Genomic DNA, 25,409 nt, shown 5'->3' with positions numbered 1-25,409 from the left:
GTCACGCTTTAACTTTCTGTTTTGTTGTTGAAATGATGCCGTTTCAACAAGAAGTTCAAATCTGGAGGAAATTCAATGACCACCCGCAAGCTTCTTCTTCTCCCCGGCGATGGAATCGGGCCGGAGGCAATGGCTGAGGTAGAAAAACTCATCAGCCTGATGAACGAAGTTGCGGGCAGCGGCTTTGAAACCGAAACCGGCCTTGTTGGCGGCGCAGCCTATGATGTGCACGGCGCTGCCATTTCCGATGCAGACATGGAACTGGCCAAAACAGCAGACGCCATTTTGTTTGGCGCGGTCGGCGGCCCCAAATGGGACAAGAACAGCTATGAGACCCGCCCGGAATCTGGCCTGTTGCGGCTGCGCAAGGATCTTGACCTGTTTGCCAATCTGCGCCCTGCCATTTGCTACCCGGCACTGGCAGAAGCCTCTTCGCTCAAGCGTGAACTGGTTGACGGGCTGGATATCCTGATCCTGCGAGAGTTGACCGGTGGCGTTTACTTTGGTCTGCCGAAGGAAATTACCGAGCTTGGCAACGGCCAGAAGCGCGGTGTCGATACACAGGTTTACCAGACCTATGAGATAGAGCGCATTGCCCGCGCCGCTTTTGAGCTGGCCCGCACGCGCCGCGGCAAGGTTACCTCGATGGAAAAGCGCAATGTCATGGTGACAGGCGTTTTGTGGAATGAGGTTGTGACCGCCGTGCACGCCGACTATCCGGATGTGGAGCTGGAGCACATGCTGGCCGATGCTGGCGGGATGCAGCTTGTGCGCGCACCAAAGCAGTTTGACGTTATCGTAACCGACAATCTGTTCGGCGACATGCTGTCCGACATTGCCGCCATGCTGACAGGTTCTTTGGGCATGTTGCCTTCGGCGTCACTTGGCCCGGCAGATGAAACAACGGGTCGCCGCAATGCCATGTATGAGCCCGTACACGGTTCGGCCCCCGATATTTCGGGCAAGGGCATCGCCAACCCCATCGCCATGATTGCATCATTTGCCATGGCTTTGCGCTACTCTTTCAACATGATTGAAGAAGCCGACAAGCTGAAAGCGTCCATTGCAGAAGTGCTGCAGGCGGGCATCCGCACCGGCGACATCATGTCGGAAGGCGCGCGTCAGGTTGGCACGGTCGAAATGGGTGATGCCATTGCGGAGAGCTTCCGCGCCAAGCTTTCCTGAAATCTTCTCCATCCATAAAAAACCGCCCCGGAACCAACGTTCCGGGGCGGTTTTTTGCTGTATCGGGTTTAATCGATATCGTTGATGTTTTCGTGTCGCGTGTCTTTCAGGAAGAGCATGCCGACAATGAAAGACATGGCTGCAATAATGACCGGATACCAGAGACCCGAGTAAATATTGCCTGTAGCCGCAACAATTGCGAACGAGGTAGTTGGCAGGAAGCCACCAAACCAGCCGTTACCGATGTGATATGGCAGTGACATGGATGTGTAGCGAATGCGCGTTGGGAACAATTCCACCAGATAAGCCGCAATCGGGCCGTAAACCATGGTGACCAGAAACACCAGGAAGAACAGAATTGCGGTTGCCGCTACATAGTTGATTTCATTCGGATCAGCGGCCGCAGGATAACCCGCTGCGCGAATTGCATCGGTGGCCGCAACGCCAAACGCATCCGTCTGAACCTTACGCTCTTCGGGCGTAAGCGTTGCACCCTCAAAGCTCTGCACTGTTACGTCGCCAATCTGCACACTGGCCACTGTGCCCGGAGGCGCAGCAATATTGTCGTAGTTCACGGCGTTTCTGGCCAGAAATGCCTTTGCAATATCGCAGGATGACACAAAGGCGGAAGTACCAACCGGGTTGAACTGGAAGGAACAGGTTGCCGGATCTGCGGTAACAGAAACAGGCGCACTGGCCTGTGCGGCAGCAAGACGTGGATTGGTGACATTGGTCAGAAGCTGGAAAGCCGGGAACAGCGTTACCACTGAAATCAGCAGCCCGGCCATGATGACGGCCTTGCGGCCAATCCTGTCGGAAAGCGCGCCGAAAACCAGGAAGAATGGCGTTGCCAGCAACAGTGCCACAGCCATCATGATATTGGCCGTTGCGCCGTCTACTTTAAGCGTCTGTGTCAGGAAGAACAGCGCATAGAACTGGCCAGTGTACCAGACCACAGCCTGACCGGCCGTCAGGCCGAACAGGGCCAGAAGCACAATTTTCAGGTTGGACCATTGGCCGAATGATTCCCGCAATGGGCTTTTCGAAGTTTTACCTTCAGCCTTCATCCGCTGGAAAACCGGGCTTTCGTTCAGCTTTGTCCGAATCCAGACCGAAATTGCCAGAAGCACGATCGAGATGAGGAATGGGATACGCCAGCCCCATTCACGGAACGCCTCTTCACCCATGAAGGTGCGGGTTCCCAGAATGATGATGAGCGACAGAAACAGACCCATTGTGGCTGTGGTTTGAATCCACGCCGTGAAATAGCCGCGCTTGCCGTTGGGAGAATGTTCGGCAACGTAAACCACCGCGCCGCCATATTCACCACCAAGGGCCAGGCCCTGCAAAAGACGCAGAATGATGAGGAGAACGGGCGCTAGAACGCCGATCGAGGCATAGTTGGGCAGAAGGCCAACAATGAATGTTGAGAGGCCCATAATAACAATTGTTATCAGAAATGTATATTTTCTACCGACCATGTCGCCGAGGCGACCAAAAACAAGTGCACCGAAGGGTCTGACCGCAAAACCGGCAGCAAATGCAAGCAGTGCAAATATAAAACCAGCAGTTGGATTTACGCCTGCAAAAAACTGCGCCGCAATAATTGCAGCAAGAGAACCATATAGATAAAAATCGTACCATTCAAATACGGTACCCAACGAGGATGCGACAATAACCTTGCGCTCTTCTTTGGTCATGCTTGTATGTGAGCGGGGATCACCCGCAGAATCATATGAAGCCACTGTTTTTCCTCCCATTACGTCACTTGTAGGCAGTAAAGCCGCCGCCGGACGCTATAAAAGGAAGCTACCTGACTTTAAAAAAATGAAAAGCGGCAAAAAAGCGACCGTTCAGTTTCATTCAAGGCTGATTTACTTATGCAACTCACGCGGGCGGGGTGATTGACTTTGCGGCTGTGACAGCGCATATGCCCTTTCCATGTTCACACGCTCCATTATTAAAACCGCGATTAGCTGAAGCCTTCGTCCCGCACTCCCCCGGGACGGGGTTGGAGGCGTTGACTGGCTGCGGGGAGCAAGGAACAGGTTTCATGGGTTACAAGGTGGCGATTGTCGGAGCGACAGGCAATGTCGGCCGGGAAATGCTGAATATTCTGGAAGAGCGTGGCTTTCCGGCAGATGAAGTGGTGGCTCTTGCCTCTCGCCGCAGCCAGGGAACAGAGGTCTTTTTCGGCGATAAGCCGCTCAAGGTCAAAGCGCTGGAATCCTATGATTTTACTGGCACTGACATTGCGCTCATGTCGGCAGGTGGCTCTGTTGCCAAGGAATGGGCACCCAGGATTGCCGCTCAAGGCTGTGTGGTGATCGATAACTCCTCGGCCTTCCGCTATGATCAGGACGTGCCGTTGATTGTTCCCGAGGTGAACGCCGACGCTGTTACCGGATTTACCCGCCGCAACATCATTGCCAATCCGAACTGTTCCACTGCCCAGTTGGTCGTGGCGCTGAAGCCATTGCATGACTATGCCACAATCAAGCGCGTGGTGGTTTCAACCTATCAGTCGGTTTCCGGTGCCGGCAAGGACGGCATGGACGAGTTGTTCCAGCAGAGCCGCGCTGTTTTCGTGGCCGATCCGATTTCGACCCAGAAATTCACCAAGCGCATCGCCTTCAACGTGATTCCGCATATCGACGTCTTCATGGAAGACGGTTCGACAAAGGAAGAATGGAAGGTGATGGCCGAAACCAAGAAGATGCTTGATCCAAAGATCAAGGTTACGTGCACAGCCGTGCGCGTTCCTGTGTTTATCGGCCATTCGGAAGCGGTCAATATCGAGTTTGAAAAGCCGATCACTGCCGAAGAAGCTCGCAATATTCTGCGCGAAGCTCCTGGCTGCCTTGTCATCGACAAGCGGGAAGATGGCGGCTACATCACCCCGATTGAATCTGCCGGTGAAGATGCAACCTATATTTCCCGCATTCGGGAAGATCAGACGTTGGAAAACGGCCTGAACATTTGGGTTGTGGCAGACAATTTGCGCAAGGGTGCGGCGCTGAACGCCATTCAGATTGCCGAACTTCTGGTCAATCGCAAGCTGCTGCGCGGCGCAAAGGCTGCCTGAGTTCTGCTGTAGGCACAGGCAGCGGGTTGAAAAACATCGATCCGCTGCCTTCGCCGTGACAATTCACACAATTTTAACCATAGTGCCTGCAAATTCCGGTGTGCTTTTCGCGTTTCCTCGAATCGCGAAAGTGCTCCAAAACTTTGTTTTGTCGCAATTCCGGACTCAAATCCGCCTCACAATGCTGCTGGAATTGCTTTGTAAGATTTCGTCCAATCAAAGAGCCTTTCATGAAAAAGATTCTGGCTGTATGCGCCGCACTGACTGTTCTGGCCGGTTGCACCACCAATCCCTACACCAATGAACAGCAGGTTTCGCGCACAGCGGCAGGCACCGGCATCGGCGCTGGCGTAGGCGCGCTGGGTGGTTTGCTTGTTGGCGAAATCGCCGGGGTCAACCGCGGTCAGGCAGCACTGATTGGTGCTGGTGTTGGCGCGCTGACCGGTGGCGGCATTGGCGTTTACATGGACCGGCAGGAAGCGGACCTGCGCGCGCAATTGCAGGGCACAGGCGTGTCCGTCACGCGCTCTGGCGACCGCATCATCCTGAACATGCCATCCAACATCACCTTCGCAACCAATCAGGATCAGGTGCGCTCGGAGTTTTATCCAACGCTGACATCTGTGGCGATTGTGCTGAACAAGTACAACCAGACCATTGTTGACGTTGCAGGCAACACCGACAATGTTGGTTCCGAAAGCTATAACTTCGCATTGTCCCAGCGGCGCGCGGGCAGCGTTGGCCAGTTCCTGCAAACGCAGGGCGTTTCCGGCAACCGACTGAACATTCAGGGCTTTGGCATGTCGCGCCCGGTTGCTTCCAATGCAACAGAGGAAGGCCGCGCGCAGAACCGCCGGGTGGAAATTTCCATCTCGCCACTGCAAGCCGGATAATTTCGGCCTTTATGCGGAATGAGTCAGAAGGGCGTTTGCTTTCGGCAAACGCCTTTTTTCATAGCTGACTGTCGACACGGCGCTGCATCCGCGAACTGACAATGGCCACGCCCAGCGCAACAAAGGCCACCACCAAGGCCGCAATGGGCAGTTGGCGGTAGGAAAAACCCGCTGTCAGCAGGGCAGCGCCCATCCATGCGCCAATGGCATTGCCCAGGTTGAACGCGCTTTGATTGAATGTGGAAGCCAGATTGCGCGCACCCGTGGCTTGCGAAACAATGCGCATCTGCACGGGTGGCACCAGCCCAAAAACCACAATGCCCCACAGAAACATCAGGCCAAGCATTAGAGCCGGATTGGCCATGCCGGTGTAAAGCGCCAGCAGAATGACGATCAACAGCGCAAACAGCCCGATAATGGACGGCATCAGCTTCCAGTCGGCCAATTTGCCGCCAGCCAGATTGCCAATGGTCAGGCCAACACCAAACACCAGCAGAACATAGGGAACCGTTGCTTCTGCAAGGCCGGTCACATCCGTCAGCATGGGCGTGATGTAGGTGAAGACTGAGAAGAACGCTATGGATGCCAGAACGCTGAGTGACATGGCCAGCATGACTTGCGGCCTGGTGAGGGCGCGCAGTTCTGCCCTGAAGCGAATATCGGCTTGCGGGTAGCTTTTGGGCAGACAAATCATCAATGCAATGCCGGACAGGACACTAAGGGCAGTGACGGCCCAGAAAGTTGAACGCCAGCCAAATGCCTGCCCGATGAAGGTGCCAAGCGGCACACCCATGACATTTGCCAGAGTCATGCCAACAAACATCAGGGAAATTGCCTGTGCCTGCTTGCCGGGAGGCGATATGTCGGCGGCCATAACAGCGCCAATGCCAAAAAAGGTGGCATGCGCCAGAGCGGTAAACACCCGCGCGGCCATCAAGAGCTCGTAGGTTGGAGCCAGCGCACAGGCCAGATTGCCGATGATGAAAATCACCGTCATGGCCAGGAGCAAGCGCCGCCGCTCCATGCGGGAGGTCATTGCGGCAAGCAACGGCCCACCGAATACCACGCCCAGTGCATAGCCGGTAACGAGAAGCCCGGCTTGCGGAATGGAAACTCCAAGATCACTGGCAAGGCCGGGCAACAGGCCCATAATTCCGAACTCGCCAACGCCGATCGAAAAGGACGCCGTAGAGAGCGCCGCGAGGGCGTATGCGGCAGATCCAAAACCGCTCGCGCCCTTCTGCGGCAACACAGCCTCTTGCTGCTCCGCAGGTCTGGCAGTCTGGTCTGAGGAGAGCATGCTTGATTCCCGCATGTTAGATTTCTGCGCACCACCGCAACCAGTCAGCGCATATTGCACTGCAATATAGCAATGTTGGGTTGTTTAGAAGCCTGCGCGTAAAAATCCTTGATGCTGTGGCTGAGGGTATAGCGGAACTTTTGGGATTGGATCTGTCATTTTTGCTTTGCAATTGGCGTTACGCGTTGTATAGACCGCGCGTCGGCCTGATTGCTCGGGCATGGCCCTGCTGGGGAATAGTTTAAGGGTAGAACAACGGACTCTGACTCCGTTAGTCTTGGTTCGAATCCAGGTTCCCCAGCCAAATCCCTCTCAATTCATTGAAACCATTAACGCGCCTCGCGCCACCTCAGGCGGGATGAAGCATTTGCTACAAAGAGCGAGCGAAGCGGCGTTGCAGTTCCTTCCAATATCGTCCGGGGCGGACGTATATTTCATTTCCGGCGAGCCGTTCCAGCAGATTTGCGCGACAGGCTGAAAAGACGCGCACTGGTGCGCAGCTTCGGCGCTAGCGTCCCAGGAACGTGCGGCAACAGCCGATGAACCATATTGGTTCTCCGAACAACTTTTCGAAACGGCTCGCGCAAAACCATGCATACCCAGGATCAACTCACCCACCTTACCCAGGTTCTACAACCACGTCCTGGAACGTGCGGTGCGAGCATCCGGCATGTATCTCAACGAGGCCGGTCGGGCTGCCCGCGCGAGCTTCGGGCAATGTCACCCAAGAGACGAAAAACTCGCTTGGCGGCAATACCCTGGATCACTGCATCACCACCGCACAGATATTATCATGTGCAGGCGATCATCGAATGTCATCGGACATCTCCATATTGATCGCGCCCGCGATTACAGCAGGAGTTCCCGCCGCAAGGACCGCCTGCAATATAGAGTTTTTCGGCCCATCCTCGCACGTCCTCAGGCGAGAAACCGCGTCCTTTACACGACGGCTACGCATGCCGCTGCCAAAATTTTCTCAGTTTTCATATGAATTTCAGTAATTTAGACTGAATCATCCTCGCTTATTTCAGAGATCGAGGATTTTCCATCATTCCCAAGGCCATTGCCTGACCGACCATCATCAACCCAGATGATTTTCTTGTTTATCTTTTGGTAAGCAAGAAACGGCACACTCAATAATTACGGCATCTCACGACGACCACCAGATCACCCATTCTCTAGCCAAGACCGAACTTTCGCCAAACTGAATTGACAATGGATTTCGTATGACGGTCAATGTTCTCAATAGCACCACGTTAGGCGAGCCAGTGAAAGAGCTTCGGTTTGTATATAAAAACTGGCGCGGAGACACCTCCGTTAGAAGAATCCTGCCTATAAAAATTTGGTACGGCACAACTGATTGGCATCCGGACGAACAATGGTTCATCAAGGCAATTGACGTGGAAAAAGGCGAAGAAAGAGACTTCGCCCTGATCGATATGAAATTCACTGACAGTTATAATTAAAGAAATCCTGAAAGACCGAGGACAAGTGTGCCGACTTTGTTCGCATGGTCGGCCATCCCGCTTACGGCTTTCAATCCTTTCTCTGCCTTCTCAAGCACACCAACAACAGTACTTAGTGTCTCGTTGTCCGTTTGCCCTTTGGCGTGAACGACAGCTTGTCGGACCTCGCCCTTTATTTCATCCGATAACGGCACAGTATCGATTTCCGCGACTACCCTATCTAGAAGTTTCCGAGACTCCAGAATTTGACCCTGCGTTAAAGCTGCCTGCATTTCGCCATGGTTTACGGCCTGTCCAGACTGCGACACAGCTCCCTGCATGGTGCCATTGTTGATGAAGCTATTATTGTTGGTCACATTACCTCCCACTAGCCCAAATAATCCGGCCTCTAGCTCAATCGACTTGCGCTTGAACGCGCTGTAAATTTTCGTGCCTGCCGCTGCAGCTTCCATACGAAACCGCTTCTTCAGATCGCCTGCTGCAAATTCGTAATGGTCAATTGCGATCTTCTCGTATGTGGGAACTTTTTCGGCTTGCGCGATAATGTGGTCCAACACATGTGCGCCTATATCATGGTCATCTTCCTCATGAAACCAGTCAACGGTTACACTTTCCAGCCCATCATAGAAGTTGTCCCGCAATCCAATCGCTAAACCTGATCGGGCCTCCTTATCGCTATCTTTACTGCCTTGAACAATTATCTCATGGCGTTGGGAGGAGACGGCGCTCTCCTCAGCGAAAAGCCGATAGACATAGGAACGAACATTCGGCTCCTGTCCATAAAGGTCTCTAAGGTCTATTCCGATATTGGCAGCGCCTAAGTGCGGGTTCTCCGCAGCAGCCCATACCGAGTATTGGGAAACGATCGGTTCGTGGTGTGCACCAAGTACCCTAACTATCTCGGCATTCGAATGCCGAGGATCGAAAATATTTTCTGGTGATCGATCAAGGCCGACGAGAAGCAATGCCAATTTCAACGGCACGGGCTCTGCATTTTCAATGTTCACGTTGAGATTCGACAGATCAAGTTGTTTAGGGTCGGTAGTTTGCAACGCTGACAGAGCGATCATTTCAGCGGTACAAGCTCCATGATGGGTTATGACTTTTTGGGCCGCGTTACCGTCAAATTTAAACAAAGTCGCTATGGCCGCGGCCAACACTTGCGGCTCATCAGGATAATCGGAAATCGCTCGCAGAACAGCATTACGGCTAACTTCTTTGCGCCCCACATACGTTAATGCGGATAACGCCCATCGCCTGATCTTTTCGTCAGAAGCCGCAGAGCTAAGAACGCCAAGGATTGCGATCTCCATACTGATGCGGTCGTCTTGCTGGAGCGCGACGCCCATTCTAAACATTTTACAGAGTTGCTGAAGTGCCTGCTTACTCCTAATGGCTGATCCGCTCTCAAGTTCGGATTTGAGATAGCCCGCCTGGAAAGAGTTTAGCATTCTCCTACGGCGATCAGCCATGCATTGCGGCTCTGGGGAAGTAATATGATAGTATAGTTTGCGACGGCGGGTCGAAATCATCCCAATTATTGGGAGGCACACTCATATCCAGCCAACAAAGATCATTTAGGGATAGTCGTGACGCTGTAGGCTCAAACCAATCAGGAGCACAAACCTCTACAAATGCAAGCAAGCTCTTCTTTGCGTCAGCTTCAGGCTGCCATGCGAAAAAGCGGATATAATGTTCGAATGTAGCCCGCGCTGAAAATGTTTCTGGCAACGGGATATCTAAGTCCGCCGCCGCCGCAAACAGCGCACTATCAGGTACGCCTAGACTTTGCGTATCAAAGAGCGTGTGGTTTGCTTCCGAAACCAGAGTTGAAAACGCAATTGACCTTTTGTGGGCGAAGTGATCTCGGTCGTCCCTATATCTTCCTGATCGATAAGAAAGCATCTTTCCTGGACGGGTCAAGGCGGACACGGCCCAAAGCAGCACGTCGTCATCATCTGCTTTCTTGGGATCGATGTACCGATAACGTCCAGAATTAGCTATCTTTTCGACCAAATCAGCGTCCGCATACTGATCAGCCTGTAGAAGCCTTGCAGCATACCTGTAGCTTACCGAGAGCGCTGGCCCAAGTAATAGGTCGCGAGTGCGTCGTCGCGCGACGATCGGCTGTCGATACTCAGCGGGTATTGAGGTGTCAGTTAAAAACTCCCGCAGGAAGAACTGCCCCGGTTTCGTTCGAAAAAAAAGGCTGTGTTCACGACGCTGAAGGATATCTTCGCTCAATCGCGCTTGCAGCGTTTTGTGCTGGGTTTTGCCGTGCAAGTGATAGGGCGCAATTTCGAGCGAGTATGCTTGTTTTAGAATCGCGCGCGCAGAAAGTGGTTGGCGGGCCGAACGCAAGACCTCTTCTGCAATTTGCAGATAAGAACTCACTCTCTGCCCTCACGCCCATTGGTTGAACATCGTAAAACTCGCTATCCTAAGATAACCCAATTAGAAGTCAATATCGCTGACAGACCATCAACTAGATTATCGTCCGCCCGCTTGCTCCGGTTTAAACCCGCACAGTCGCTTATTTTACAATTCCTGATCTCAGTTTCTACTAAGGGCAAAGTATCTTTCATAAAGGAAACCCGCTGAAACAATGATTCCGGCCAAGCTTCAAATCACCTTACGTTTTCATTCTGCTGTGGCTCGAAGGAAACGCTTGGCTCAGGTTGAGAGCAATGCGCTGCTTATCCTCATCGCTCGGCTGATCGTCTTCGGATCGGTAAAACTTGGTCGCATACTTTGGCTGGAGCGCATACCGGATGCTGTGGACTATATCCCATGCCCGACTAAGGCGGACGTACAATTGGGATTTGCATTTCTTGCGTCGTAATGTTTCGGCAATGCATAGCTACCCAAGTTCATCCATGAGCCACCGCGTCCGTGAAAAACGGAGCGACCGTTGCGGCGTCTCTATCCAATTTTCGATCCACGCCTGCGCAAGTGCTTAACCGCGACGAAGAGTCAACACCTCCGATTCTGCCAAATCTTCCCCCGCCATCTCACAGCCGCCAAGTGCACAATTTTCGTCAGTTTACATACTCGGAGTGTGGACAGTCATCTGGCGCGCGACAATTGTTAACAAGCCCAAAAGAGGCCACCACTTTACACCGACAAAATCCACTTGCAAAATCTTGTCGTTGGGTTGCCTCCGGCCGACGCGCCGTTTGACATCCGTGCCGCACCTTGTTCGCCCGCCTCTATCGGATTAGTCGGAATCCATTGAATCCGCACCGCTGACTATGTATGTCAGTGGCACAGAACTCACTACGTCGGAAGCATCATGACCCTTTACCTGAATTACCTGGCCGAGATCGACAGCAGGAAAGGCCAGGGGCTGGCTCCCAAGCCGATTGATGATGGGGCACTGACCGCCGAAATCATCACTCTGATCGAAGACGCCGGAAGCGAGCATCGGTCCGATGCGCTGAAGTTCTTCATTTACAATACGCTGCCGGGCACAACCAGCGCGGCCGGGGCCAAAGCGGCCTTCCTGAAGAAGATCGTCCTGGGCCAAACCATCGTCCCGGAGATCACCCCGGATTTCGCGCTTGAACTGCTCTCGCACATGAAGGGTGGGCCTTCCGTGGAAGTGCTGCTCGACATGGCGCTCGGCGCTGATGCAGCCATAGCCGTCAAGGCCGGCGAGGTTCTGAAAACCCAGGTCTTCCTTTACGACGCCGACTTGTTCCGCCTGCGCGACGCCTACAAGGCGGGTAACGCCGTGGCGAAAAATATTCTCGACAGCTACGCCAAAGCCGAGTTTTTCACCAAGCTGCCGGACGTCGACGATGAGATAAAAGTCGTCACCTTCATAGCAGCCGAAGGCGATATCTCGACCGACCTTCTGTCGCCCGGCAATCAGGCCCACTCCCGCTCGGACCGCGAACTGCACGGCCAGTGCATGATCACGCCTCAGGCACAGCAGGAAATCGTGGCACTGCAGAAGCAGCATCCCGACAAGCGCGTCATGATGATTGCCGAGAAAGGCACCATGGGCGTCGGCTCCTCGCGCATGTCCGGCGTGAACAACGTGGCGCTCTGGACCGGCAAACAGGCCAGCCCTTATGTGCCTTTCGTCAACTTCGCCCCCATCGTCGCAGGCACAAACGGCATCTCCCCTATCTTCGCCACCACGGTGGACGTGACAGGTGGCATCGGCATCAACCTGAAAAACTGGACCAAGCAACTTGGCGAGGACGGCAAGCCGCTACTGAACAATGAGGGCAACCCGGTTCTTGAGCAGCAGTTCTCTGTCGAAACAGGCACGGTTCTGAAAATCGACGCAAAGAACAGGAAGCTTCGTGATGAGAACGGCGCGGAGCTGGTGGACATAGCCTCCGCTTTCACGCCGCAGAAAATGGAGTTCATGAAGGCTGGCAGTTCCTACGCCATCGTCTTCGGCAAAAAACTTCAGACCTTCGCCGCGCAGACCCTTGGCGTCGAGGCAACACCGGTCTTCGCTCCGAACAAGGAAATTGCAATCGAAGGTCAGGGTCTGACCGCCGTTGAGAAAATCTTCAACCGCAATGCGGTTGGCGTCACTCCGGGCAAGGTGCTGCATGCCGGTTCAGACGTTCGCGTCAAGGTGAACATTGTCGGATCGCAGGACACAACCGGCCTGATGACCGCGCAGGAGCTTGAGGCCATGGCGGCCACGGTGATCTCGCCGCTGGTCGATGGTGCTTACCAGTCGGGCTGCCACACCGCATCGGTCTGGGACAGGAAAGCGCAAGCCAACATTCCCAAGCTGATGTCCTTCATGAACAATTTCGGGGTGATCACCGCACGCGACCCGAAGGGCGTTTATCACGCGATGACCGATGTCATCCATAAGGTGCTGAACGATATCACCGTGGATGACTGGGCGATCATCATCGGCGGCGACAGTCACACCCGAATGTCAAAGGGCGTTGCTTTTGGCGCGGACTCCGGCACCGTGGCGCTTGCGCTAGCCACCGGCGAAGCGACCATGCCAATTCCACAATCCGTCAAGGTAACCTTCAAGGGTGCAATGAAGCCCTGGATGGACTTCCGTGACGTGGTGCATGCGACCCAGGCGCAGATGCTCAAACAGCATGGCGACAATGTCTTTCAGGGCCGGATCATAGAGGTGCATATTGGCACGCTTCTGGCAGACCAGGCCTTCACCTTCACCGACTGGACCGCAGAGATGAAGGCGAAGGCCTCCATCTGCATTTCCCAGGACGAGACCTTGATCGAGTCCCTGGAAATCGCCAAATCGCGCATTCAGATCATGATTGACAAGGGCATGGACAATGCCGCGCAGACGCTGCAAGGCCTGATCGACAAGGCGGACAAGCGCATCGCGGAGATAAGCTCCGGTGAAAAACCGGCTCTGACCCCCGACGACAATGCAAAATATTTTGCCGAAGTCGTGGTCGATCTGGATGTGATTGACGAGCCGATGATTGCCGATCCCGACGTGAACAATGCCGAAGTGTCGCGCCGCTACACCCACGACACCATCCGCCCGATTTCCTATTACGGCGGAACCAAAAAGGTAGACCTGGGCTTCGTCGGCTCCTGCATGGTGCACAAGGGCGACATGAAAATCGTTGCCCAGATGTTGAAGAATATTGAGAAGACGGACGGCAAGGTGGAGTTCAAGGCGCCCTTGGTCGTCGCTGCCCCCACCTACAACATCATTGATGAGTTGAAGGCGGAAGGTGACTGGGAAATCCTTCAGCGCTATTCCGGCTTTGAATTTGATGATCTCCTGCCAAAAAGCACCGCCCGGACCGAATATGAGAATATTCTCTATCTCGAACGTCCTGGGTGCAACCTGTGCATGGGCAATCAGGAAAAAGCCGAAAAGGGTGACACGGTTCTGGCCACCTCAACCCGCTTGTTCCAGGGCCGGGTTGTTGAGGACAGCACGGAGAAGAAGGGCGAATCCCTTTTGGCGTCAACTCCGGTGGTGGTGCTCTCGGCAATTCTTGGCCGCACGCCCAGCGCTGAAGAATACAAGGCCGCCGTCGAGGGGATTGATCTGACCAAGTTCGCCCCGCCCAAGACTGCTCCTATCGATACGCTGTCTGTCCACTTTTAGAACGTCACGATATGCTGGCTCTTTGTGCGGTCATTCGAGCGCACAAAGAAGCTTTAAAGCACGACCGCTGGATCGGAAATTCCCTTCACACGGCCAGGCAGCACAAAGGTTGAGCCAGCAGTCTCGTCATTCCGGTTGACGGAGGCGGTTGTCGTTGCAAGACGACCAAAGTCATGCCCGATAAAGACCGGGCAGGTTGGCTGAGCCGTTGGAACAGGAATATCCTGAACCTGGATACCGTCTGCCGAGAAGACTGAAATTCGCGAACCGCCCCACCGGGCGATGTAGATGTTGCCCAGACTATCAACCACTGCGCCATCCGGGCCCTGGATATCTTCAATAAAAATGCCTGGTTCGCCCTGCGGCAGGCCGGTTTCGGCATCCAAAGCCACAGTGTAGACCGTGGATTTGCGTGTATCAGAAAAATAGGCTCTCTCACCGTCCGGTGAGAAGCAGATAGAATTCGGCACGGTCAACCGGTCGAAAAGCTTTCGCACCTCGCCTTTCCTGTACCAGTAGATCGAGCCGCATTCCGCTTCTGCAGCCTTGTGCATCGTGCTTACCCAAAAGGCACCGGAAACATGCGTGCGCGCATCGTTGGAACGGGTGCTTGTGTCATCGGCTTCAAGGGGCTGATGCTGCTGAAGTTCTCCGGTGGCAATGGTTCGGATGAAAAAACCATTTTCCGTGCACAGAAGCTGACGTTCATCATCGATCCGGGCCAGCGCACTCGCCATGAAGGGCAACTCATGCATCACCGTTTGCCTGTCGGCAAACCGGTGCTCAAACAGTCGCCCGGACGGGATGTCGAACCACCACAGAGTATCGCGTGCTGCATCAAAGCTCGGACCCTCGCCGATGACAGCTCTGGGTCCCGGCAAGGGATCAACATGCTCTTCCACGTTCAACCTCCATACAATTTGGTCAGCTCATGAACAGAAACGGGCCGCCAGATGCCCCGAAGAAGATCCTTCAGCGCATCGTGCAGCCCGTAACCATATCTCGCAGTTGGTGCGGCGTTTACCGGAAGCTTGAACCACCATCCACGTCCAGCGCAGAGCCATAGACAAACTCTGCCGCTTCCGAACAAAGGAACATGATCGCCGCTGCCATATCGTCGGGCCGACCCATGCGGCGCATCGGCAGATTGGCGGCAATCCGCTCTTTCAAAGCCGGGTCGATATGGCTGTGCATCGGAGAGTCCGTTGGTCCCGGATTAAGCGCATTGATCCGGACATTCTTGCCGGCGAGCTCACGTCCAATGGATTTGACCATGGAGAGAGTTCCTGCTTTCGACGCAGCATAGGCCGTGTCGGCAATCAGCCCGCCGCCGCCATGATAGGCAACATCCGACGCGACACAGACTATGTTGCCGCCGTTCTCGTTTGTCAGCATTCTGCTGATGGCGCCCTTGGCAGTGAAGAATGTGCCGAGCAGGTTGATGGACATGACACGTTCCCAGTGCGCCCAATCCTGATCGGGGATTTTTTTCGCCGTGATGACGGCCGCGCAGCATACGAGATTGTCGAGGCGGGCGAGGTTCGAATCACAATATTCGAACATTTTCTCGATGCTGTCAGGCTGCCCGACATCCACCGTTACAGTATGGACTTTGCCGGAAAGCTCGCCGCGTGCGCGCTGCAACCCATCCGCATCACGGTCCGCAAGAACAACCTCGGCACCCTTTGAAAGAAAGGCACGCGCCGTTTCAAGCCCCATACCACTGGCTGCACCGGTGACCAGAACCGAACGGCCACTGAAAGCGTCTGAAGCGAATGTTGAATAGTTCGTCATGTGTATCAAGCCTTGAGGTGGAGAGTGACAAGAACGGTGCATTCAGCGCCGTCCGCGAACTCGGCGCGAACACGCAACCAGTTTCCGAAATGTGCGACACGGGCGACAGCCACTGCATCGCGCGATGCTGGAAGGTCGAACTCGGTGCCCTCGGCAATCCAGATGATGCCGTCGGGCGATATTTCGACACGCCCCTTTGCAGAAGCGCCAATCGGTTGCTTCAATGCGCGAACAAAGAACACGGCCTCTCTGGCCCAGCCCGCCTCAAAAGGTTCGCTTGCTGCCACACCGCTCCAGGTGTCATTTCGTGTAACAATGGCTGTGATGTTTTCAGGCAGCATCAGAAATCTCCCGACAGGCAAACTGAATCGACATAGAGAAAGGCGCGCTTGTCTGTATCGGCTTCCGCAAACAGGCAGATGTTCAGCATGCACCAGAGGTTTTTCATCGCTGGGATCTTGATGCTTTCGTACTGCGACATATCGAAGTAACGATCATTGCACCGGAACCCGGTTGCCCTCATCGTTTCCAGATCGAAATCAAAGCAGATGTAGGTCCAGTTTACCTTGGTGGGAATTTCGTTGTAGCAGAGCCGCTGTCCGCCATCCGGCAGGTCCTGCCAGTCATTGGGGTTCAGGTGGTCATGGCTGAAAATCTTGTCTTCCGAACCAACCGCCTTCAGGTCGCCCGTCTCGCGCTTGAACTGCCATTTTTGCGTGTGGACGCCGTTTTCGGCATTCAGAAACCGCATATGTGGCATCACCCGCATGCCGTCGCCATCCTGGTCGCCGCCCTGAAGATCGAACAGGAAGCCGACCGACCGCACGTCCGTTTCCGAAAGCTTCAGTTCATTGGCTTCCGGCTTGAACGTGAAGTAAGCCTCAAGCCGGATCGGCCCGCGCTTGCGAAACGTGTGGCGCTTGATTGCGACATTGCGTGAACCTGCAACCGGTTTGGTGGCAACTTTCAACGCATAAGAAGAGTTCATGCCGCCGTGCGAGCCTGCGTCCCAATGCGACAAGGTGGACAACATGGCGCTTGAATGCTGCGCATAGCCCGGCAGCATTGTATCCAGGTCACCCTCGTAATTGCCAACCAGCTGCGACCAGCCACAATGGCCCTTTGCAAAGCTGTCATGCGCAATGATGCGCGGCAGCGGATCGAACCGGCTCAGCGCGGGATCGGCGCGAAGCAAGGCAAGTCGCATGCTTTCGGCAAGGGTTGAGCTTGTTATCGCATCCATTACTATTCTGCCCTCAAGGTTTTGACTGCGTCCCAATCAATCTCAATGCCAAGTCCCGGCCCCTGCGGCACCTCGACGACGCCGTTTTTCTGGCGCAGGCAAGCTGGCTCAAGGTCGGCAAGAATGGTTTTGAAGGGACTGCGATCACATTCGCATTCGAGAAGTTTGAAATTCGGCATGGCCGCTGCGAGGTGGATGCTCGCAGTTTCACAGATGATTCCGGACATGCCGATATGCGGCGCGTAAGCCACGCCGTGTGCAGCCGCATAGTCGGCCATTCTGCGCGTTTCCGTAAAGCCGCCTGAACGCGCAATGTCCGGCTGGAGAATGGAAAGGGTTCGGGATGCCAGAAGCCGGGTGGCCTGATCCAGCGTGAAATTGCTTTCACCGGCGGCCAGCGGAACAGTGCACCGTTTGCGCAGTTCCTCATAGCCCTGTTCATTCTCTGGAGCTAGCGGCTCCTCAAACCAGAAATAGCCGTTGTCGGCCAGTGCATGGCCAACCTCAATTGCCCCATCCAGGTCGTAGGCCCAATTGGCATCAACACACAGGCCGATGGTGTCGCCGGCAATTCTACGCATCCTCTCGACGCGCGTGCAGGCTTCCTGCACATGGCTGGCCAGCTTGATCTTGATCCGGGTGAAACCTTCATCCAGATAGCGCTGCAGCTCCCGGTCTGCTTGCTCATCCGAGCCCCAGTTCACCGCAGCGGCATAAACATCGATGCGGTCACGGCCCATGCCGCCCAGCAGCCTGGAAATTGGCTGTCCTGCGGCCTTGCCGGCAATATCCCAGAGGGCAATATCCACTCCGGCTATCGCTTCAATCAACATTCCACCAGCGCGACCGGACAATGCCCGCCGCATTGAGTGCCACAAGGCGGCAATGTTTCGCGCATCCTGCCCGATCAGGCGGGGTCGCAAGGCGGTGTGAATCAATTCCGCATAGGCCTTGGGCGCGAAGCGGGCCAAAGTTTCCCCTACCCCCACAAGCCCGCATCGCGTGCGGACTTCGACCAGAACCATACCAACCTGCGTGTAACTCCCCCAGGAGGTCACAGTTGGAACAGGAAGGGTCTGCTGCAGTGGATGAGCGACCACGTCAATGATCTCGATCGGCTCGGAAATCATGCTCTCTGCTTTCGTTTCCTGCTAGTGTCATCCAGTGGTGTCTACTTATCAACAAACAAACCTAGTTGCCAAGTTAAAAAGTTGAGGTTAGGGTAATCGGTATGAGCGAGATCAAACGCAGCACAATTTTCAGTGGTAAGGTGGCAAGCCCGCTTCGTCTGGCCGACACAGTGTCGGATGCCATTGCTGCTGCGCTGCTGGAAGGAAGCATTGCGCCCGGCGAAGCACTGCCGCCAGAGGGCGAGATTGCAAAAGAATTTGGCGTCTCGCGCCCCATTGCGCGGGAAGCTTTGCGGCAATTGACGTCAGCCGGGCTGGTGACAACCCAGCAGGGCAAAGTCGCCAGGGCAAAGGCACTGAGCGGCGAGCCTATGGACAAAATCTACGGTTATGCCGTGCGCTCCAGCATCAAATCGCTGAAAGAAGCGAATGAAATGCGCCGGGTCATGGAAACCGGAATCGCAAAGCTGGCCGCCAGCAGGCGCGATGCGGACGGACTGGCTCTCATGCGCAAGGCGCTGGCCGACATGCATTCGTCACTCGGCAACCCGCAGGAATTTACCGAAGCAGACATCCGCTTTCACCTCGGCATGGCAATGACCACCGGCAACTCGATGATTCGCATTCAGATTGAAGGCCTGCGGTCGATACAGACACAGGTTTCCGAGATTTTCTCGACGCGTTCCACACGGAGCATGGATGATTGGCGGCGGACTGTTGCGCGACATCAGGACATTTTCAAAGCCATTGAGGCGGGAGATCCGCAAGCCGCCGAAGACAGGATTCTGGCTCACTATGAAGCTGCCGACGTTGCCTCGGTTGAGGTTGCCGAAGACAGCCGAGGAGGCAATCCATGAGCACCGACCGGTTCTCTCTGGCAGGAAAGCGGGCGCTGGTCACAGGCGCAAGTTCCGGCATTGGACGAGCCGTTGCCCTGGGGCTGGCGGAACAGGGTGCCTCGCTTGTGGTGCACCATTTCAGTGATCAGGATGCGGCTGAAGACCTTGCCCGCCTGCTGGGCGGCCAGACTCCGGTTCTGGAAGCAGACTTCACCCAGCCAAACGCCGCAGCCGCATTTGCAGATCAGGCACTCAATGCGGCCGGCGATATTGATATACTGATCTGGAACGCTGCAATCGAGCGGCGTGGTCCATGGAACGAAGTGTCTCCACAGACTGTCGCAGACCATGTTGCAGCCAATTTTGCAGCGCTGCTGACGGTTGCAAGCCGGATGCTGCCACCAATGACCAGCCGTGGCTGGGGCCGTGTTGTTGCAACCGGCAGCATTATGGCAACGCGCCCACGCGCTGAAACGATTGTCTACGCAGCAATGAAATCAGCCCAGCTGACAGCAGTTCGAAGCATTGCCAGGGAAGTGGCATCGTGCGGAGTTACGATGAATGTCGTTTCACCAGGGGCGATTGAAATTGAGGCCAATGCAGATCGCTACGCCGACCAACAATTTCGCAGCGCCGTTGCTTCAAAAATTCCGGCAGGCCGGCCTGGTCGCCCGGAGGATCTGGTCGGCGCATATATATATCTTTGCAGCGATGCGGCGGCCTACGTAACCGGGGCTGATATTCCGGTCAACGGCGGTTGGTCGATTGGAGATGCGCCTGTCGGCCAGGTCTCCACACCACAATAATACCCAAGAGTGCGCTCGTTACAGAGCGGAAATCAGTCTTCATATCGGGAGGAAGCGATGAAGGGCATATTCACATTAGCGGCGTCCGCCATAGTCTTGATGGCAACGCAGGCCTCAGCGCAGGATTTGCGTGTTGCAGTTTATACGGGAAGTGAAGCTCATTTGAAGCTTCTTAACGAGCTGGCAGAAGGGTTCAAGGCATCTCATCCCGGCGTCAATGTACGTTTTGAGACCATTCCCGTTACCGATTACACGCAGAAGCTGTCATTTCAGGTTGCAGGAGGCAATGCGCCGGATGTGGCATGGATGATGGAGGATGCCGCGCCGGCATTCATCAAGGCTGGCATTCTGGCCGACCTGAAACCGACGCTTGAAGCCTATCCAGACTACAATCTGGCGGACTTCACCGAGCCCGGCATGGCGCTGTGGCGTGATGAGGAAAAGGTTTATGGCGTACCGTTTTCCACCTCGCCATTCCTGATCTACTACAATAAGGCGATGTTCGATCAGGCAGGTCTGGAAGACCCTGCACAGCTTGCCGCCAAGGGCGAGTGGAACATGACGACGTTCCAGGAAATCTCGAAAAAACTGGTGGAAGCCAATCCGGGCAAATGGGCTCTCGAGTTCAAGGATGGTGAAGGATATGGCGCACGCATGACCCATGCGTTTCTGCCGCCAATCCGCGCCTATGGCGGCGACCTCTGGGAAGATGGCAAATGCGGGTTTGACAGCCCGGCCGCGGTTCAGGCCGTGCAGCAGTTGCATGACATGGTGTTTGTCGACAAGACAATCGTTCCCCCAGGCGAACAGGGAGACTACTTCTCCGGCAGTTCTGCAATGACGGTGAACCAGATTTCCCGTGCTTCGAAAATGGCCGAGGCAGGCTTTGACTGGGGCATTGCACCATTGCCAACCGGACCCGGCGGTGAAGAGGCTCCTGTGATCGGTCAGGCTGGCTTCGTTGTGTTTGAATCCAGTGCAAACAAAGAGCTGGCTGCTGAACTTGTTGCCGAGATGACAACGCCGCAATCCGTAACGGCCCTGGCACAGTTCTTCCCGCCAGCACGCCAGAGCGTCCTTGCAAGTGACGCCTTCATCAACAACAACGCATTGCTTTCACCCGACATCATGCAAACCGTGGCGGCCGCGATCCAGGACGGACGTGTCCACCCTGCGCATGAAAAAGTTCCGCAGATTTTTGCGGCCATGAAGCCGCGGGTTGATGCTTTGTGGCGTGCTGATGCTGATGTCGGCAAATCCCTTCAGGCAATCTGCGCCTCAATTCAACCGTTGCTCTAGATCAGTTTCATGCAGGGCCGCCCAACGTTTCTGCATGAAACATTGTTCTGGAACAGATACCTGGAGAATTTGTGCTGCACGGATCAGCAAAAATTCTCCAGCAAATCGCTTTTCGCAGTTGAAATTTCCAAGGATAAAAGCTGGTGACCAGACCTTCATCGCACCGATCAGGCGCGCAGGCTCGCGCCCCCCGGCTGACCCTCCAGCTACGCGATGCGATAGAGGGATGGTTGTTTGTCAGTCCGACCCTGATCGGCTTTCTGATTTTCTTTCTCGGCCCGCTCATCGCCATTTTCATTTACGCGATGTCAGATTGGAATTTCCTGTCGGGTGAGGCCATTTTTGTCGGCCTTGCCAATTTTGAAGATGCCTTGTTTCAAAACCCGGACTTCTGGCATGTGCTGCGAAATTCCGCGGTGTTTGCTCTGGGCCTTGTACCGCTGAATGTTGCCCTCGCGCTGTTTCTGGCAGTGGCTTTATCGCGCCCGTTTCGCGGCGTCATTGTCTTCCGGACCATATTCTTCGCCCCTGTCATCACCTCCGCAATTGCCTGGGCTATCGTCTGGAAATTCATGCTTCAAGGTGAAGGTGGCCCTGTCAATCAGATGCTGGCCCTGATCGGCATCGCTGGACCCAACTGGCTGCGTGAGCCGAACTGGGCAATGGCCGCAGTTATCGTGACACGCGTCATCAAAATGGTTGGCCTGAACATGATCCTCTATATAGCGGCGCTTCAGGCGATCCCGCGGGATTATGATGAAGCGGCGGGACTGGAAGGCGCGTCGCGCTGGCAGGTTTTCCGAATGGTCACCTGGCCGCTGCTTGGGCCAACCACACTGGTGATTGTTATTCTGACAACAATCGGCTCGTTCAAAGTGTTTGACCACATTTACCAGATGACAGGCGGCGGACCCGAAAACGGCACCTTGGTGCTGGCGTTCTACATCTATCAGCAGGGCTTCCAGTTCTTCGACATCGGTTATGCATCCGCGCTGGCCATGATCATGTTTGTGATCGTCATGGCGCTGACAATCGTCCAGCTGACTGTGCGCCGAAAGGAAAACGCATGACACGATCATCCTGGAACCGGCTTGCCTGGACAGTGCTCTTGATGATCCTGGCTGTGCCCTTTGTTTTTCCATTTTTGTGGATGGTTTCCGCCGGGTTCAAAAGCGTAACGGAAATTTTTGGCGCACCAAGCCTGATACCCCGGGTCTGGCGGTACCAGAACTTTGTGGAAGTGTTCACCTATCAGCCGTTCGCCCGGCAGTATTTCAACTCGCTCTATATTGCAGGAGTTGTCACTGTGCTGACGCTCTTCATCTCATCGCTGGCAGGTTACGCCTTGGCGCGCATTCGCTTTGCCGGGGCGGGTATTGTGATGCTGTTTCTGGTCACTGCGCTGATGGTGCCCGATGAAGTCACCATTATCCCGAATTTCTTCCTGATCCGCTGGGTTGGACTGGTTGATACGCATTGGCCATTGATCCTGCTGCCCGTGTTCGGCGCACAGGGTGTCATCGCCACATTTTTGATGCGCCAATACTTTCTGTCTCTTCCAAAAGAGCTGGAAGAAGCCGCCAAAATGGACGGGCTTTCCCGGCTCGGAATCTGGTGGAAGGTTGCATTGCCGATGTCCAGACCGGCTCTGGCGGCGGTGGCAATCATCACATTCCTGAACTCGTGGAACCTGTTTCTTGAACCGCTGATCTTCCTGAGTTCGCTGGAAAAATTCACACTGCCGCTTGCGCTGTCCAATTTCAACGACAGCTATGGGCTTCCATTGTGGAACCTGCAGCTTGCGGCAACGACCCTAGCGGTCATCCCTGTGCTCATCATTTATCTGATTGCCCAGCGCCAGATCATCGAGAGCTTTGCCCTGTCCGGCGTTAAAGGTTGAGGTAGACATATTATGGCCAGCGTTAAGCTTCGCGATTTGAGAAAATCATTTGGGTCGGCTGAAATTATCCGCGGTGTCGACCTGACCATCGAGGATGGTGAGTTCGTCGTGTTTGTCGGGCCATCGGGCTGCGGCAAATCAACATTGCTCAGACTCATTGCAGGATTGGAGCCGATTACCAAGGGCGAACTCTCGATCGACAACCGGGTGATGAACGATGTTCCGGCTTCCGCACGGGGCGTTGCCATGGTGTTCCAGTCCTATGCGCTTTATCCGCATCTGACCGTGCGCGACAATATGGGCTTCGGGTTGAAGGTCCGGAAGGTTCCGCGTGGCGAACGGGAAAAGGCGGTGGGCGATGCTGCCGCGTTGCTGAAACTCGAAGCATTGCTGGATCGGTTTCCAAGGCAATTGTCAGGCGGACAACGCCAGCGTGTCGCGATCGGACGCGCTATCGTTGCAAACCCATCGGTTTTTCTATTCGACGAGCCGCTGTCAAATCTGGACGCCGAGTTGCGCGTGCATATGCGCTCGGAGATTGCCAGTCTGCACCAGCGCGTTGCCACCACAATGGTCTATGTCACGCATGATCAGGTCGAGGCCATGACCCTGGCCGACAAGATCGTGGTGTTGAAAGATGGCATGATTGAGCAGGTGGGCACGCCCCGCGAACTCTATGAGCGGCCTGCCAATATCTTCGTCGCACAGTTTATCGGCAGCCCGAAGATGAACATACTGAGCGTCGATGCTGCCAGCGCAATTTTTCAGGAACGCGCAGTCCCGCAACCCGCAACGCAATGCGGCTTTCGGCCCGAGCATTTCAGGATCGGCCCGGCTGATCACTCTGGCCTGCAAGGCACTGTGCTTCTTGCCGAATATGTTGGCTCCGAAACGCTGCTTCATATCGAACTGGACAGTCACGATGTTTGCCTTGCCTTGCATCGTGGCGAGGAATCATACCCGGTTCGCAGCCGCGTTTCGCTGAGTGCTGATCAGGAGAATATCTATTTCTTCGACGCCGAGGGCAAAGCCGTCGCCCGTTCATAGGGCGTGCGACAAAAAGACGACCGGTAAGGCGGCAAAGCATCAGCGTTCTGATGCGATATGATTTTTTGGACATGAGGAACTGCAATGCGGCAAACTTGGCGCTGGTTTGGGCCACACGATGAAACCTCGGTGGACGATATGCGGCAGGCTGGTGTGGAAGGCGTGGTTACCGCCCTGCACCAGATCCCGACCGGCGAAGTCTGGTCGGTTGAAGACATACGCCAGCGGCAAAATCTGATCGCCAGGATGAAGGATGGCTCCCCATCGGATCTGGCGTGGGAAGTTGTTGAAAGTCTACCCGTTTCAGAAAGCATCAAAAAGCAGACCGGCGACTGGCGGACCCACATCGCCAACTACAAGCAAAGTCTGGCAAATCTGCGCGACTGCGGTATCGAGACAATCTGCTATAATTTCATGCCGGTTCTGGATTGGACACGAACTGATCTGGCCTTCAAGGTGTCGCATGGCGGCACCTGCATGCGTTTCGACCTCATCGATTTTGCCGCTTTCGACATCCACATTCTCAAACGCAGAAATGCCGCGGCGTCGTTTGATACCGAGGTTGTTGAAGCGGCAGCTGAACGTTTCGCCGGGATGGATGAGGCACGGCGTCTTGAGCTCACCCGGAATGTGACCGGCGGACTTCCCGGATCAACCGAGAGCCTGACGATTGACGATGTCGCGCAGCATCTGGCGGAATATGATCTTATCGACGCCGATAAACTGCGCAGCAATTACATCGCATTCCTTGAAGAGGTTGTGCCTGTCGCAGAGAAATTGGGCATGCGGCTGTGCTGCCATCCCGACGATCCGCCATTCCCGCTGCTGGGCCTGCCCCGCATCATGTCGACCGGCGAAGACTTCGCGGCAATTTTGCAAGCGGTGGACAGTCCGGCCAGTGGCCTGACTCTATGCTCCGGTTCATTGGGTGCCCGGCCCGACAATGACCTGGCCGCGCTGATGCGGACATTCGGTCCGCGCGTGCATTTTCTGCACCTGCGCAATGTTGCCAGAGAAAGCACTGGGGTGCCTGCCTCCTTCCATGAGGCCGAACATCTGGGTGGCAGCACGGATATGGTGGCGTTCATTGCTGAAATTGTTCGCGAAGAATCGCGGCGCAAGGCAGAAGGACGATCCGACCATCAAATTCCGATGCGACCGGACCACGGTCAGCGCATTGTGGACGATCTTGGACGGCAGGGACAGCCTGGCTATCCAATTATCGGGCGGCTGAAAGGGCTGGCAGAGCTTCGCGGGGTGATGACCGCTCTGTCACATCCTCTGGTGAGGTACGAGCAATAACGGCCTATTCGCCTCGTTGACAGGTGCCCCGATCTGGC

The 25,409-nt window shown here is 55.1% G+C and carries 22 protein-coding genes and 1 tRNA gene; 14 read left to right on the top strand and 9 right to left on the bottom strand.

Annotation, left to right across the window (positions count from 1 at the left end):
• Positions 1-75 precede the first annotated feature (75 nt).
• Positions 76-1,185, top strand: a complete 1,110-nt coding sequence (gene leuB / locus FPY71_RS12620; protein WP_149300671.1) for a 3-isopropylmalate dehydrogenase — start codon at positions 76-78, stop codon at positions 1,183-1,185.
• A 68-nt stretch (positions 1,186-1,253) separates the two neighbouring features.
• On the opposite strand, the gene FPY71_RS12615 is transcribed toward leuB, so the two are convergent.
• Positions 1,254-2,885 (bottom strand): MFS transporter, encoded by a 1,632-nt coding sequence (locus FPY71_RS12615; RefSeq protein WP_149301090.1) that lies wholly within the window; start codon positions 2,883-2,885, stop codon positions 1,254-1,256.
• A gap of 353 nt (positions 2,886-3,238) precedes the next feature.
• Here FPY71_RS12615 and FPY71_RS12610 point away from each other — a divergent pair, with 353 nt between their 5' ends.
• Together FPY71_RS12610 and FPY71_RS12605 are read left to right on the top strand one after the other, a co-directional pair.
• Positions 3,239-4,270: an aspartate-semialdehyde dehydrogenase gene (locus FPY71_RS12610; RefSeq protein WP_149300670.1), complete on the top strand. Its 1,032-nt coding sequence runs from the start codon at positions 3,239-3,241 to the stop codon at positions 4,268-4,270.
• Positions 4,271-4,500: 230 nt separating this feature from the next.
• Complete coding sequence (locus FPY71_RS12605) at positions 4,501-5,163, top strand: YiaD family glycine zipper/OmpA-like lipoprotein (RefSeq protein ID WP_149300669.1); 663 nt, start codon at positions 4,501-4,503, stop codon at positions 5,161-5,163.
• A 58-nt stretch (positions 5,164-5,221) separates the two neighbouring features.
• Here the strand turns inward: FPY71_RS12605 and FPY71_RS12600 are convergent, their stop codons facing one another.
• Positions 5,222-6,463 (bottom strand): MFS transporter, encoded by a 1,242-nt coding sequence (locus FPY71_RS12600; protein WP_149300668.1) that lies wholly within the window; start codon positions 6,461-6,463, stop codon positions 5,222-5,224.
• A gap of 230 nt (positions 6,464-6,693) precedes the next feature.
• On the opposite strand from FPY71_RS12600, the gene FPY71_RS12595 reads away from it, so the two are divergent.
• From FPY71_RS12595 to FPY71_RS12590, 3 genes are all read left to right on the top strand, one after another.
• Positions 6,694-6,767: transfer RNA gene (locus FPY71_RS12595), tRNA-Gln, on the top strand.
• Positions 6,768-6,874: 107 nt separating this feature from the next.
• A complete protein-coding gene (locus FPY71_RS18850) occupies positions 6,875-7,006 on the top strand; it encodes a DUF6538 domain-containing protein (RefSeq protein ID WP_425457892.1) in 132 nt (43 codons plus the stop codon).
• A gap of 683 nt (positions 7,007-7,689) precedes the next feature.
• Positions 7,690-7,929 (top strand): WYL domain-containing protein, encoded by a 240-nt coding sequence (locus FPY71_RS12590; RefSeq protein WP_149300667.1) that lies wholly within the window; start codon positions 7,690-7,692, stop codon positions 7,927-7,929.
• On the opposite strand, the gene FPY71_RS12585 is transcribed toward FPY71_RS12590, so the two are convergent.
• Both FPY71_RS12585 and FPY71_RS12580 read right to left on the bottom strand, forming a co-directional pair.
• Entirely contained in the window at positions 7,926-9,401 is a 1,476-nt protein-coding gene (locus tag FPY71_RS12585; RefSeq protein WP_149300666.1) for a hypothetical protein, read from the bottom strand. The two genes, FPY71_RS12590 and FPY71_RS12585, sit on opposite strands and share 4 nt — an antisense overlap.
• Complete coding sequence (locus FPY71_RS12580) at positions 9,394-10,323, bottom strand: winged helix-turn-helix domain-containing protein (protein ID WP_149300665.1); 930 nt, start codon at positions 10,321-10,323, stop codon at positions 9,394-9,396. The genes FPY71_RS12585 and FPY71_RS12580 overlap by 8 nt, the downstream gene beginning before the upstream one ends.
• Before the next feature lie 898 nt (positions 10,324-11,221).
• Here FPY71_RS12580 and FPY71_RS12575 point away from each other — a divergent pair.
• The gene (locus FPY71_RS12575) at positions 11,222-14,011 is read left to right on the top strand and encodes a bifunctional aconitate hydratase 2/2-methylisocitrate dehydratase (RefSeq protein WP_149300664.1); all 2,790 of its coding nucleotides are present in this window, start codon (positions 11,222-11,224) and stop codon (positions 14,009-14,011) included.
• A 53-nt stretch (positions 14,012-14,064) separates the two neighbouring features.
• Here the strand turns inward: FPY71_RS12575 and FPY71_RS12570 are convergent, their stop codons facing one another.
• The 5 genes from FPY71_RS12570 to FPY71_RS12550 all read right to left on the bottom strand — a co-directional run bounded on the left by FPY71_RS12570 (position 14,065) and on the right by FPY71_RS12550 (position 18,178).
• Positions 14,065-14,913: an SMP-30/gluconolactonase/LRE family protein gene (locus tag FPY71_RS12570; protein WP_188052334.1), complete on the bottom strand. Its 849-nt coding sequence runs from the start codon at positions 14,911-14,913 to the stop codon at positions 14,065-14,067.
• 118 nt (positions 14,914-15,031) lie between these two features.
• Positions 15,032-15,805, bottom strand: a complete 774-nt coding sequence (locus tag FPY71_RS12565; protein WP_149300662.1) for an SDR family NAD(P)-dependent oxidoreductase — start codon at positions 15,803-15,805, stop codon at positions 15,032-15,034.
• A 5-nt stretch (positions 15,806-15,810) separates the two neighbouring features.
• Positions 15,811-16,146 carry a hypothetical protein gene (locus FPY71_RS12560; RefSeq protein ID WP_149300661.1) on the bottom strand — a complete coding sequence of 112 codons (336 nt, stop codon included), beginning with the start codon at positions 16,144-16,146 and terminating at the stop codon, positions 15,811-15,813.
• On the bottom strand, positions 16,146-17,012 hold the full coding sequence (locus tag FPY71_RS12555) for a DUF6772 family protein (protein ID WP_149301089.1): 867 nt from the start codon (positions 17,010-17,012) through the stop codon (positions 16,146-16,148). The genes FPY71_RS12560 and FPY71_RS12555 overlap by 1 nt, the downstream gene beginning before the upstream one ends.
• Before the next feature lie 38 nt (positions 17,013-17,050).
• Positions 17,051-18,178, bottom strand: coding sequence for a mandelate racemase/muconate lactonizing enzyme family protein (locus FPY71_RS12550; RefSeq protein WP_149300660.1), 1,128 nt, complete (start codon positions 18,176-18,178; stop codon positions 17,051-17,053).
• Between the two features lie 101 nt (positions 18,179-18,279).
• Here FPY71_RS12550 and FPY71_RS12545 point away from each other — a divergent pair, with 101 nt between their 5' ends.
• The 7 genes from FPY71_RS12545 to uxuA all read left to right on the top strand — a co-directional run bounded on the left by FPY71_RS12545 (position 18,280) and on the right by uxuA (position 25,371).
• On the top strand, positions 18,280-19,035 hold the full coding sequence (locus FPY71_RS12545; RefSeq protein ID WP_149300659.1) for a FadR/GntR family transcriptional regulator: 756 nt from the start codon (positions 18,280-18,282) through the stop codon (positions 19,033-19,035).
• The gene (locus FPY71_RS12540; RefSeq protein WP_149300658.1) at positions 19,032-19,823 is read left to right on the top strand and encodes an SDR family NAD(P)-dependent oxidoreductase; all 792 of its coding nucleotides are present in this window, start codon (positions 19,032-19,034) and stop codon (positions 19,821-19,823) included. The genes FPY71_RS12545 and FPY71_RS12540 overlap by 4 nt, the downstream gene beginning before the upstream one ends.
• A 57-nt stretch (positions 19,824-19,880) precedes the next feature.
• The gene (locus FPY71_RS12535; protein ID WP_149300657.1) at positions 19,881-21,122 is read left to right on the top strand and encodes an ABC transporter substrate-binding protein; all 1,242 of its coding nucleotides are present in this window, start codon (positions 19,881-19,883) and stop codon (positions 21,120-21,122) included.
• 194 nt (positions 21,123-21,316) lie between these two features.
• Positions 21,317-22,192, top strand: a complete 876-nt coding sequence (locus FPY71_RS12530; protein WP_425457891.1) for a carbohydrate ABC transporter permease — start codon at positions 21,317-21,319, stop codon at positions 22,190-22,192.
• Complete coding sequence (locus FPY71_RS12525) at positions 22,189-23,022, top strand: carbohydrate ABC transporter permease (protein WP_149300655.1); 834 nt, start codon at positions 22,189-22,191, stop codon at positions 23,020-23,022. Before FPY71_RS12530 ends, FPY71_RS12525 begins: the two co-directional genes overlap by 4 nt.
• 12 nt (positions 23,023-23,034) lie before the next feature.
• Positions 23,035-24,069 carry an ABC transporter ATP-binding protein gene (locus FPY71_RS12520; RefSeq protein WP_149300654.1) on the top strand — a complete coding sequence of 345 codons (1,035 nt, stop codon included), beginning with the start codon at positions 23,035-23,037 and terminating at the stop codon, positions 24,067-24,069.
• A gap of 84 nt (positions 24,070-24,153) precedes the next feature.
• Positions 24,154-25,371, top strand: a complete 1,218-nt coding sequence (uxuA, locus tag FPY71_RS12515) for a mannonate dehydratase (protein WP_149300653.1) — start codon at positions 24,154-24,156, stop codon at positions 25,369-25,371.
• The last annotated feature ends 38 nt before the right edge of the window (positions 25,372-25,409 follow it).

The organism is Aureimonas fodinaquatilis (assembly GCF_008369445.1).
Lineage (GTDB): Bacteria > Pseudomonadota > Alphaproteobacteria > Rhizobiales > Rhizobiaceae > Aureimonas > Aureimonas fodinaquatilis.
The sequence above is the reverse complement of the archived record's forward strand: the minus strand, read 5'-3'. Positions and strand labels throughout refer to the sequence as shown.